General features: G+C 35.1%; 9 protein-coding genes and 1 tRNA gene. 1 reads left to right on the top strand and 9 read right to left on the bottom strand.

Annotation, left to right across the window (positions count from 1 at the left end; all coding sequences use genetic code 11):
* Entirely contained in the window at positions 1 to 888 is an 888-nt protein-coding gene (locus VCM44_RS03055; protein ID WP_334677979.1) for a helix-turn-helix domain-containing protein, read from the bottom strand.
* 71 nt (positions 889 to 959) lie between these two features.
* On the opposite strand from VCM44_RS03055, the gene VCM44_RS03050 reads away from it, so the two are divergent.
* Positions 960 to 1,673 (top strand): hypothetical protein, encoded by a 714-nt coding sequence (locus tag VCM44_RS03050; protein ID WP_334677978.1) that lies wholly within the window; start codon positions 960 to 962, stop codon positions 1,671 to 1,673.
* A 291-nt stretch (positions 1,674 to 1,964) separates the two neighbouring features.
* On the opposite strand, the gene VCM44_RS03045 is transcribed toward VCM44_RS03050, so the two are convergent.
* The 8 genes from VCM44_RS03045 to VCM44_RS03010 form a co-directional block, all read right to left on the bottom strand.
* A tRNA-Leu gene (locus tag VCM44_RS03045) sits at positions 1,965 to 2,048 on the bottom strand.
* Positions 2,049 to 2,129: 81 nt separating this feature from the next.
* Positions 2,130 to 4,436, bottom strand: coding sequence for a hypothetical protein (locus VCM44_RS03040; RefSeq protein ID WP_334677977.1), 2,307 nt, complete (start codon positions 4,434 to 4,436; stop codon positions 2,130 to 2,132).
* Entirely contained in the window at positions 4,433 to 5,251 is an 819-nt protein-coding gene (locus VCM44_RS03035; protein WP_133296867.1) for a hypothetical protein, read from the bottom strand. Before VCM44_RS03035 ends, VCM44_RS03040 begins: the two co-directional genes overlap by 4 nt.
* A 102-nt stretch (positions 5,252 to 5,353) precedes the next feature.
* Entirely contained in the window at positions 5,354 to 6,226 is an 873-nt protein-coding gene (locus VCM44_RS03030) for an ABC transporter permease (RefSeq protein WP_114705666.1), read from the bottom strand.
* Between the two features lie 8 nt (positions 6,227 to 6,234).
* Entirely contained in the window at positions 6,235 to 7,176 is a 942-nt protein-coding gene (locus tag VCM44_RS03025; RefSeq protein ID WP_114705667.1) for an ABC transporter permease, read from the bottom strand.
* Positions 7,177 to 7,307: 131 nt separating this feature from the next.
* A complete protein-coding gene (locus tag VCM44_RS03020; protein ID WP_120405432.1) occupies positions 7,308 to 9,071 on the bottom strand; it encodes an ABC transporter substrate-binding protein in 1,764 nt (587 codons plus the stop codon).
* A 108-nt stretch (positions 9,072 to 9,179) separates the two neighbouring features.
* A complete protein-coding gene (locus tag VCM44_RS03015; protein WP_334677976.1) occupies positions 9,180 to 9,722 on the bottom strand; it encodes a hypothetical protein in 543 nt (180 codons plus the stop codon).
* Between the two features lie 71 nt (positions 9,723 to 9,793).
* On the bottom strand, positions 9,794 to 11,656 hold the full coding sequence (locus tag VCM44_RS03010; protein WP_334677975.1) for a tetratricopeptide repeat protein: 1,863 nt from the start codon (positions 11,654 to 11,656) through the stop codon (positions 9,794 to 9,796).
* Between the last annotated feature and the right edge of the window lie 242 nt (positions 11,657 to 11,898).

Below are 11,898 nucleotides of genomic sequence, written 5' to 3'. Positions count from 1 at the left end.
TTACGAAAGTAAGTATTCTCGGTATTTAGAAATAGTCATACCACTTTGTTTTTTAAAGAACCTTCTAAAACTCATTTCATCTTCAAAACCAACTTTAATTGCGATCTCTTTTACTGAATACTTTCTGTAGAGAAGTTTCTTCGACTCGCAAAAGCGGTATAGGTTTAACAACTCCCGAAATGAGATATTATATTCATCTCGAAGGTATCTTTGCATTGTCCGAGGACTTTTGCCAAACTCTTTTGATAATACTGAAAGTCTTTGATTCATTGTATTGAGTTTAGAAAGAACTTTAAATAATGAACTATATTTTTCTTCACTTAAATCTTCATCCCAGAACTGCCTCTCCCTAATCCCAGGCCCCTGCACAAATTGATTAAATATATATCCCTTTTTTATCCCTTGTGTTTTTCTAATCATGTAAACGATTAAGTCTACATAATTTAAAACCCCACCAACAGTTATTATATTCTCTTGAGATCTTACTATTGCTTTATTCAAAGAAGGTATAATACTCGGATATTCAGATATTAATTTTTCCTTGAAGTACCAATGTGTAGTAACTTCCTTGTTATCCAATATTCCAAGAGAAGCAATTTTAAAAACTCCCCCACAGCAAGCAATTATTGTCGTCTTATTTTTAAGACAAGTTGTAATTATATCTCTTTCTTTTCCTGTAGCCTTAGGTGCATCGAAACTTGGTGGAATAATTAAAAAATCGCATTTCATCGTTTTATTAAAAGGTCGTTTAGATTCCTGAGTCACATGATATTTAAACTCAGGTGTAATCATCATCGAAATATCAAATAAATCTAAGACTGAAGTATAGAAACTCTTCATGGAGCTTGGACTATTCATAATGTGGATTCCAAATGTCGTATTTTGCATAAATTATGTCATATATGACACTGTGAAAATAGTCAAAGAACATTTATTTTATGAGTTACAAAGGAGAAGTAATGGAATTAACTAAACCAAGTAAATGTGGGTTAATCAGCTCATTAATAAAACATGATATTAAAGAATCTGTTTATAAATTAAAATTAAAACTAAATATTAATAAAAGGCCATATATAAACACCGAAACGATCACGCCTCCCAATTCTGAAAGAGTTCGTAAAATCACTAAAATCGCTACAGAACTTTATCATCCGGCCCTTTTTAATCACGGAATTAGAAGCTATGCTTTTGGTAAGTTGATGATGAATATCTTGAATGAAGATGTTGATGACGAAGTATTCTTTATAGGTTCTCTATTGCATGATTTAGGTTTAATGAGAGACTGTACAAACTCTACTTTTGAGATCGTAGGAGCAAAAGAAGCAGTACATATATGTAAAGAACATTACAAAGAAGAAGAGCTTCAAAAAATAAATGAAATGATTATTTTACATGATGCTGTAGGACACGCAGAAAACAAGAGCAAAGAATTGAAATACCTTCACTATGGAGCAGGTATTGATGTTGCAGATCTCTGGACCCATCGTATAAATCCAAAGAATTATGACGATATCTTTAAAAAATATCCTAGTCTTAATCATATTGAAGTCATGATAGGTATGATGAAGAATCGAATGTTAGAAAATCCTGATATGTACCTTTCAACCCTCATAAAGCTCGGATTCTTCGACAAAATGAGAAATCATAAGATGGCAAAAAAACAAGACTTCTGATCTAATCGTAAATAAAACGCAAAAAAAAAGCCTCCGATACGGAAGCTGTCACCAGACCTCCCATCCGGGTCGGTCGGCGTTGTTCGTCGTCATTTTTCCATCCTGGAAAATGCCGCCTCCAAAAAGATGGTGCCCAGACCGCCTGCGGGAAAAGGTGCCCGATGGCACGTTTACGTGCAGAGTGGAACATAGGATCGTTCAAACAAGTAATACGATTAATTATTTTTACAAAGTTGGGACTTAAGGTAGAAAAAAGGCAAAAAAAAAGCCTCCGATACGGAAGCAAAAAGATGGTGCCCAGAAGAGGACTTGAACCTCCACGCCAAAGGCACTAGATCCTAAGTCTAGCGTGTCTACCAATTTCACCATCTGGGCACATATTCGGTTTTAAAAAACTTTCATTGGTAAGGCGTGAGAATATTTATAAAGGGTTTGTAATAATTTGGCAAGAAAAAATTATGCTGCTGATTTATTTTTCTTATCGAGCTTCATCTCTAACTCTTTGATTTTATTTGAAAGGATTTTATTTTCTTGAGAGAGCTTATGATTATCGCGTTTATAATTAGCAACTTCAGTATCTGCTTTAGATTTAAGCTGTTTTTGTTTATCTAGCATCTTCTCAAGATGACTAAGCTTCTTATCGTTAGTTCCTTTACTAGCAGCTGCTTTCTTAGCTTTTTCAAGGTTTTGAATTTGAGATTGGGCAAACTTAAGTCTTTGCTTATATTTTTTAACTTCATTCTGGGCCTCTTTTAGCTTCTCAGCAGGATTTTCACCCTTGGCGCCAGCTTCATCTTCATTATATTTCTTTAATTCTTTTTCTAAACTTTCAACTTTAACTAGCTCTTCTTTGTACTTAAGCTGAAGATTGGCCAACTGCTTCTTTTCACTCGCAGCAAGCTGTTGTGCCTCATCAACCTTTCGACTCATAACTTCTATCGAGTCATTTTTAATCTCTAATTCTTTTGTCAGTTGATCCACTTTTGATTCTAAGTCTTGAATCCAACGATCTTCTCCATTGAGATCTTTTGCACTCTTAACTTCCATCTTTCCTGTATCTGCTTTTTGTTCATCTGCTTTTACAACAAAGACATCATCTTTCTCATCAAAGTCTTCATCACCTTTAATAACAAGGACATCATCTTTAGAACTTTCGGCCGCTTCATCGTGAGACTTAACAACAGTAAAATCTTCAGTTGTCTCTTCTTTAGGTGTGTTATCTTTGACTACTTGGATATCAGATTTCTCTTCAGGCTTACCTCCTGAAATTACTTGGAGCTCTTCTTTGTGATGTTGCGTAGTTCCCGATATTACCTTTTTCTCTTCTTCTTTATTTCCATTCTCTAAAGCTTCAGCTTTAGTTTTATCCAATTCATCCTTCATCTGGTTGAATAGACTACTCATTCGGGCCACTTTAGACTTCATTTGAACTGTTTCAGAACTTCTTACAAATTCTTCTATATTTTGCCCTTTAACTCTAATAAGCTCTTCAGCGATATTTCCCTCAGCATTATCTTTTACTGTTGTGAAATCTTCATCGAGAACATCATATTTACCATTAACATACTCTTTTACGTTTTCAACATATTCATCATATGAGTTAACAGCTGACTTATCTAAAACTTCGTCCGCAATTTCATTCTTGAGTTTTTCTCCGTCAAGAGGCCAGCTTTCAGGCTTTACAAGGTCTTTAAAGGTATTTCGATCAATACTATTAAAGAATTTTTCATTGAATTTTTTTGCATCATCAAATGACTCTTTAACTGTAGAAGTAATGGCCTCTTTGAGATCGACATTAGTGTCACTAAGAACACTTTTCTTTATAAATTCAATTTCATCATCTTTTAAAATTTTTAAGATTGCTTTATCAGGGAATGCATCGAGATCATCGAGGAAATTCTCTTCACTAGCTTCTCGATTCTTCATGAATTCTACAATATCTTTTAAAGTCTTTACTGTAACTTTCTTAACGATAGGATCATGATAATTTTTATGATCAATAATACTTTCTTCATCTGAAATATCAACTGTTGCAACTGAATCACGTTTTATTTCATTAGACTTAGTGAATACAAAACAAGCTTGATAACTTCTTTGTTTCTCAACAGTAAAGCAAATTTGAAGCTGTCCCTTCTTATCATTTCTTTTTAAGCCAAAGAATGAACATTTGTCCGACATAAATGAACTAATTTTTTCAATTAAATTATCATCAATATAAACTGAAAAGGCATTAATATAGAAAAGCGCTTCATTGTCACTTAATAGTAGATCAATCTCAACAGGACAAGCCTGCTTGACTAGGACTAATTCACTTAAGGTAGATTGAAGCATATTTGTATAATTTTCTACTTCAAAAGACTTTTCATGTAGCTTCAAATTTATAAGGTCTGAATAATATCCAATACTAAAACGAGACGTGATTTTATATTGCTTTGCCGATTGAAAGCTTTTTAGCACTCTTTGTTTTGGAGTGTGCATAACACCAAAGAATTGCTCAATTTCTAAAATGACATTTTCTTTTGCATTAATTATTGCCTCAGGACTTATAGAAGCTCGCTTTGTGCTTACATCATTACTTACATATAAGACTTTTGCCTGTGCATCGACAGTTGTGCTGAAATCGTTTGTTATAACGTTAAGCTTATCCGTTAATTCATCAACAGTTCCAACTTTGATCAAATTTATATCTTCAGAAACCACTTCTTTAAGTTTATTGAAAACATCATCAGTTAAGAATGTGTGAATATCGATTTGAAAGCTCATCGCGAACTCTCCTGAGTCATAATTTCATCAATATAACGATATTCCTTAACAGTTTGTAGAATCGACTTAAATATACTTTCTAGATCACTTGCATTAAATTCTAAATCCAATTTAAATACTTTGTGATGTACTTGAGACCAAATTGAACTAATATCATCTGATAGGCCGTAATCTAACTCAAAGAACCTTGATGATAGTCCTTTTAAATATTCTTGATGAACTATATTTTTATCAGAACGACTGTATTCATCAACGATATGATCGTAACGAGAAACGTAAGAATAGTAGGTTAAGATAATTGTATTATAAACTTCTTTTAAAAAGTTGAAGTCACAATAGCCACTTACTAGGGCCATATAAATAACAATACTGGCCGAAACTTGTGCTTTCTTTAATGTCATTGCATTAGTTCTAATAAACTCATCCTCGATATCTTTTTCATCGATTACCAGATCATTAAAAACTTCATAGCAGATAAATAAGAAATCTAAAGTAGAGCTCTTTTGCTCACCTTTTAAAACGCGATAGAAGTCCACAAGAACGAGGTTTCGATAACGCATTTTTACATCTTCAAGATTTGCGGATTTTAATTCATTGAAATGATCGATAACTTGAGAGACTCTTTCTTCATCAATTAAGACTTCTTGGATAAATTGGTCATTCGTTGATGATAATTTTTCAATTAATTCAAGATTAGCAAACTCTCCAGCGTGACCAATACAAAGCCTACGGCCACTAGGTCGACACCAGAATAACTCGCCTCTTAACAAAGGTGAGTCTTTTATATGAATTGAGGTTTGTTTGATTTCTCTCATTACATCCAAGTCACTAAAATAAAAGGCCCAAAGATGGGCCTCTTAACAATAATTATCGGATATATTCGCGAAAATCTTAGGTAATTTTAACCGAGTAAATAACTACGCTTTACCCTTTAGTTTTGGATCTAGAGAGTCTCTTAAAGCGTCCCCTAGAAGGTTCAGAGCAAGTACTAGAACGAACATTGCAACTGTTGCAGCAGTTAATTGCCACCAAACTCCACGAGCTAGTTCAAGCTTAGAATCATCAATCATTGTTCCCCAAGAAGGTTGACCTTGAACACCAAGACCTAAATAAGAAAGGATTACTTCTGACTTAATAGCTTGTTGAAATCTCAGAGAGAATTGAATGATTACGATGTGAAAAATATTTGGAAGGATGTGCTTAAACATTCTTCTTGTATTTCCAGCACCAAGTGCGGCAGCTGCTTGAATATATTCTCTTTGCTTGTGTCTCATAACTTCACCACGAACAAGTCGACAAAGTCCAACCCAAGAAGTGATACCTAGAGCTAAGAAAAGTGAAGAAGTTCCTTTCCCAAGAACCATCGTCACAGCAAAAAGAAGCATGATATATGGAATTGATGCCATTGATGTATAAAACCAAACGATAAATTCATCGACTTTTCCACCAAAGTAACCGGCCGTAAGACCTAGTGTTACACCAATTACAGTTGAGATAGTAGCAGTAGAGAAACCAATACCAATGGCCATCTCTGCACCTTTTAAAGTTTTATAAACAACACTTCGACCAAAAATATCTGTACCAAATAGAGCGTCCAATGAAGGAGCTGAATATGAAGCACCGATTTCTTTTGACCATTCACCTGCAATAACTCCAAAGAAAGTTAATGCGGCAAGAAGTACGTATCCACCAATAACGATCATACTAAAAACTGCAGCTTTATCTCTTTTAAGCTCAGTCCAAGCATGTCCCCACAATGATTTTGATTCACTTGAATGATTTACTGACATGACAACTCCTACTTTAACCTTACTCTTGGATCAACAACTGTATAAAGAATATCTGTAATAACTGTGAAGATGATATAACCCATAGCAGATAAAATCGTCATCGCCTTAATAACTGGGAAGTCATTATCAAAAACAGCTTTTACAGTTAGACCACCAAGCCCTGGAATTGAGAAGAAACTCTCAAGAAGCAGGGTTCCTAAAATAAGGAAAGGAATTTGAATAATTACATATGTGATAATTGGAATTAATGAGTTCTTTAAAACGTGCTTTAAAAGAACAGCTTTCTCGCTTAGACCTTTGGCACGTGCTGTACGTACATAGTCTTGGTAAATATCATCAAGAATTACTGTTCTAAAGTAACGAAGATCAGGACCTAAGTTAAGAACAACCATAATGATAACTGGTAAAATAATATATGGTACAAAGTACGGGAATCCGTGCTCATAACCTGAGATTTCAAACCACCCCATTTCATACGCAAAAAACTTTTGGAAGAAAAGAATATACGCAAGAGATGGAATACTCATTAACGATACACTGATAATAACAAGTGCGCGGTCAATGGCCTTCCCTCTAAAAAATGAAACAACAATAGCAAGAAGTATTGATAGTGTTGTTGAGATTAAGAAAGCAGGAAGAGTTAATGTTAATGAAGGAATCGCACCTTCCTTAATCATTTCAATAATCTGTTGCTTTGTTGCCCATGAACGACCAAAGTCGAAAGTAAAAGCAGACTTAACGATATCTAAGTACTGTTCTACTAATGGACGATCAAGTCCAAGTTCATGTCTTACTTCAGCAATTTGTTTTGCTGATGCGTGCTTACCTAATAAAAGTTGTGCTGGATCGTATCCAGATAAGTTAAAGATAGCGAAGATAATTAAACACACACCTAGAATAATAGGGATCGTGTAAAGTAGTCTTCTTATAATGTATGACCAAGTATTCACAAAAACAGCTCCTTAGCTCTAACAGCATTCATATTTAAACGATTAGCTTTTCGCTTATTTAAAAGAGAAAGACCCTTTCCCAATTAAATAAGCGCTGGAGATAACTCCAGCGCCATATGTACTATAAAAAATTATAGCTTATCTTGCATTTTCTTCTTTTGATCTAGATCCACGTCTAGGTATTGAGCCTGACCTGCTTCAAAGTCAGTTGTCATGTAGTTTCTTAGCCAACTGTGCTTGATTAGGTAAGACTGACGGTGAACACCGTAAATCCATGGAACTTCTTCTGCTGCCATTTTATTGAGCTCTTCATAGATAGCAGTTCTCTCTGGAGAATCTTGCATAATTGAAGCTTTTGCAAATAGCTTATTGAACTCTGGATTATCATATCCTGAACCATTTGCTCCTGGAGACTTATTTGGTCCATATAGAAGTTGTAGGAAGTTTTCAGCATCTGGATAATCTGCACCCCATGCAATTCCATAAAGCATAACCTGACGCTTAGTGATCTTCTTTTGAAGCTCTGGCCATGAGTTTTGTACAACTTTGATATTTACACCAATTTCTGCCATTTGCTTTTTAAATAGCTCACCAATCTGACGTGAAGTCGATGAAGATGGACAGTCATAAGTAATTTCTGGAAGACCTTTACCATCTGGGTAACCTGCTTTTGCTAGAAGCTCTTTTGCCTTTGCAAGGTCACGGTTTCTATAAGGACTTACGTAGTCTGGCATATAACCAGCAATTCCCGGAGGAACAACTGACTGCGCAGGAAGAGCAGTACCATTATAGAAAAGCTTGTTAAATTCTTTTACATCATATGCAAGAGCAAGTGCTCTTCTTAGGTCACGATTTTGAAGTAACTTCAGATCGTGATTGAATGCTGTATAAGTAACATCTAGAGATGGTGAAATTGAAAGCTCAACACCCTTCTCTTCAAATTGCTTATCTAGACCTTTACCTGGAGTAACGGCCGCTTCAAAGTTATCCTTTGGGATACCAATATAATCAACTCTACCCTTAAGGAAGTTTAGCCAACGTGGCTGATCTTCTTTAACAACATTGATTTCAATACGATCAACGAAAGGAACTGGTTTACCAGCATACTTTAGCATGTGCTTAAATTCGTCACTTGCTTCAGATGGGAAAAGCTTCTTTCTAAACTTTGGATTTCTTGTGTAGCTAAACTTCTTAGCTGTTTGCTTGAATTCACCAAGCATGAAAGGTCCTGTACCAACTGGGTGGTTAAGGAATTCTTTCCCATAGTGATCAACAACTTCTTTTGCAACTGCAAATGTAAATGGCATTGCAAGTGAGTATAGGAATTGTGGGAATTGCTTCGTAAGTTTAAATTGAAGAGTATACTTATCTAAAGCTCTTAGACCTTCTACTTCTTCAGAATAATCAACTTTATCTTTTTCAGCATTCTTATCACGCCAAGCATCTAGCCCTTTGATCTTACCAGATAGTAGCCACCATCCAAGACCCTGTAGCTTTGGATCAGCAAGTCTTTTGATTGAGTAAACAAAGTCTTCAGCTACTAGCTCACGACCTTTACCACCTTCAAAAGCTTTATCATCGTGGAATAAAACACCTTTTTTAATTTTGAAAGTATAAGTTAGTCCGTCTTCAGAAACTTCTGGTAAAGATTCTGCTAAGTTTGGAACTAATGTGTATGGTCTTTTTAAGTAGTGATACTCTAGTAGACCTTCATAAACACGACCAACTTCATTAGATGAATATTTGTCATTTGAATAAATCGGATCCATCCCTTTAATTTCAGATGTAACCGCTAAATTTAAGACCTTTTCGTTTAGGTCAACTTTTTTCGTACATGAGATTGTTACTGCAAGTAAACTCATGAGTAAAAATGAAACAAGATTCCTTGATTTCATAAACCTTCCTTTGTTCGTAAAATTATTGCACAGAATAATAACAGACTAATTTATACAAGAGATAAGATAAATTTACTAGGAATTATTAGGACTTGCACTACCGCACTGCTAGATACTACCGCACGAATCGACAATTAGATCCAACGCTAAAACGCGCTGCTTCTTTTGAGAATTCTTGAGCTTCCTTAGGCCATGAAGCTGAATAACCTTATACTCATTTGCCACAAGTCGACTGAACTCTGCCTTGAATTCAAACGGCCCACTCATTTGCTTAGAATAAACGAGTTTACCGTCACTGAAGTGAGTTACTTTTCCGGGAAGACACTTGTTGTCACAATAATTACTGTCGACATTTCTAATATCACTAAATAAAAGACGATTTTGCATCAGGAAGTTATCAAGAATATTTTTTGTGCGTAAATGATTTGCCGCAACAAGGTTTTTGGAAATTTTCTTGTAAAGAGTTCCCTCTACTTTTTTTCCTGTCGCTAATGGAAGAATCAAAGTCTCTTGTCCTTTAAACGGAACATCGATAGCAAGACTAAATGTTTCTTTATTAAAAATTGCATTATAAGTGAAACGCTCTTGCTTCTTACCAAAGTTAAGACGACCTCTTCCCTTAAACTCTTTACACAGTCCGCTGCTTAACAATTTATGTGCAGTGACTTTATCTGTAGAAGCTTTTGTACTCGTTGAAGTTTTCTTAGGTGTTGCACATGAAATTAACGTGAAGCAGGCAAGCGCGCAGAGTCCAGCTTTTCGATATAATTGAGAATTTCTTCGCGTTCTTTTACTTTTGTACAATTTTTCAATGCCTCGACATAATAGTGACGGGCCCTCTCAGGCTTATTAAGTGAAGTATATATGAGCCCTAAATGCTTTGCAATGACAACATCATCACTAACAAGAGCAAAGGCTTTCTTTATTTCACGATATGCTTTTTTGTAATCACCAGTCTTATAATAGTACCAACCCAGTGAGTCTCTAATGTAGCCATCTTTAGGATTCAATTGAACCGCTCTTTTAATATAAGTGTAGGCCTTGTCCATATGAACGCCCTGTTCTAAGTAAGTGTAGCCTAAGAAATTTAAAGCATGAGAATTATTTGGATCTCTTTTTAGAATATCGAGCATAATCTTTTCTGCTTTAACAAATGACTTATTCTTTTCGTAGAGTGAAGCTAAGTAGTAAGCGTGTCCATCAGTGTAATTATCATGCTCAACATGAGATTCCATTAGTGCAATTGCTTGTCCAAGATCTCTTTTCGTCTCATAATATCCGGCCAAAATAACTTCTAATTCAAATCTTAACTCTTTAGATGTTTTAGATCTCTCTTTTACAAAATCCACAAAGCGCTTTTCTTGCTTTGAGTCTTTTTGTGCATAAGCATTTAAAATATTTGCAATTTGAATATTTGACTCGTGGTAAAGAGAGCTATCTTCTTTAATTCGTGAGTAGTAAGTAACCGCAAGATCTCCATCTTCACTTTTTTGATATAAGCTTGCTAAGTAATAAAGCACTTTATCTGAGTCTGGAATGACGTCGAGAATTTCTTTAAAGACACTTTTTGCATCTTCGATTCGATTGGTTTCAGTATAAATAACACCAAGCCTAACTTTTAAATTTAAGTTTTCTGGATCAAGTGCAAGTAGCTTTTCTAAATATGGTACGACTTCATCGTATTCGCCATCAGCAAATAGTAAGTTCACATACTTCCCAAGTGCTGTGTAATTACTTGGATCGTATTTTAAAAACTTGCGATATAAAATTTTTGCTGCATCGTATTTTCCCTCTTGCTCCAAAACAACACCAAGCAGAATTGTACTTTGCTGATTGGTTGGATCAAGCTTTAGAGAGATATTAAAATACTTCTTTGCTAATTTATATTTCGACTTTTCAAAGTAGATCTTTCCTTTATGAAAAGCATATTCACTACGATTTGAGCGATCCTTTTGAGAACAATAACTAAGTGTCCCAATGGCCTTTTTTACTTTCTTATCATCAACGTATGCTTTCGATAAATATATACAAGCTTCACTTAAAAGTGGTCGTGTTTTATAGACAAGATTACGATACAATTTAATTGCTGTTTTGTTCTCACCTAGTGCACCATAGACACCGGCAAGTAAAAGACGTGCTTTTGCTTTTACATCTTCATCTGCATGTTCAATTAAGTAGTTTAACTCTTTCTTTCCTTCTTCTAGTTGACTTGATTTGATAAGTTCAACTGCATACTTTCGACGAAGATAAATATCATTTGGCTTTAATTCTACGACATATTTTAGAATCAATGATGCAGATGCTGCATCACCAGCAAGGGAGGCGTCAGAAGCCTTAAGAAAGAGATCACTGGCCACATAATTAATTGATTCTTCGCCTCTTTCTTTAGCATCAGCTACTACTTCCGCTAGAGAATTCTCAACGAATTCACGTGCGCGCTTTGCTTCTTCAAAATTAGATATTTTAATCTCTGCGGCCTTGTTAATAAGCTGAGTTTCCGTCATCTTATTGGTATGTGTCGCACAGCTCACTAATGCTGCAAGCGGTAGAAGAAGTATTGATTTTTTAAAGAAAAATTTGAACATTAAACAATCCTTGGCCTTTATGCCTTGGTACCTCTTCGACCTAAATAGATATTTCTTAAAAAGAATTCTCAGTAAAATGACCCCCGGCAGAAATAACAGGCCACAAAAGCTTAGTTGCACTAAGTCACTGAAATTAGGGGAATTAAACGGATTCTCTTGTAATTTAGATAAAATTAAGATCGCAATTGCTTGACAGTTACTGTCATTGATTGTTACTTCTCTGATGCAATTTTCAAAACGCT

It is taken from the genome of Halobacteriovorax sp. DPLXC-1, from assembly GCF_036903125.1.
Taxonomy (GTDB): domain Bacteria; phylum Bdellovibrionota; class Bacteriovoracia; order Bacteriovoracales; family Bacteriovoracaceae; genus Halobacteriovorax_A; species Halobacteriovorax_A vibrionivorans.
The sequence above is the reverse complement of the archived record's forward strand: the minus strand, read 5'-3'. Positions and strand labels throughout refer to the sequence as shown.

What these genes read in the sequence shown, in the direction of transcription:
- VCM44_RS03020 (WP_120405432.1), bottom strand. Translation starts at nt 9,071, where the DNA reads ATGAAATCAAGGAATCTTGTTTCATTTTTACTCATGAGTTTACTTGCA.
- VCM44_RS03035 (WP_133296867.1), bottom strand. Translation starts at nt 5,251, where the DNA reads ATGAGAGAAATCAAACAAACCTCAATTCATATAAAAGACTCACCTTTG.
- VCM44_RS03010 (WP_334677975.1), bottom strand. Translation starts at nt 11,656, where the DNA reads ATGTTCAAATTTTTCTTTAAAAAATCAATACTTCTTCTACCGCTTGCA.
- VCM44_RS03050 (WP_334677978.1), top strand. Translation starts at nt 960, where the DNA reads ATGGAATTAACTAAACCAAGTAAATGTGGGTTAATCAGCTCATTAATA.
- VCM44_RS03040 (WP_334677977.1), bottom strand. Translation starts at nt 4,436, where the DNA reads ATGAGCTTTCAAATCGATATTCACACATTCTTAACTGATGATGTTTTC.
- VCM44_RS03030 (WP_114705666.1), bottom strand. Translation starts at nt 6,226, where the DNA reads ATGTCAGTAAATCATTCAAGTGAATCAAAATCATTGTGGGGACATGCT.
- VCM44_RS03055 (WP_334677979.1), bottom strand. Translation starts at nt 888, where the DNA reads ATGCAAAATACGACATTTGGAATCCACATTATGAATAGTCCAAGCTCC.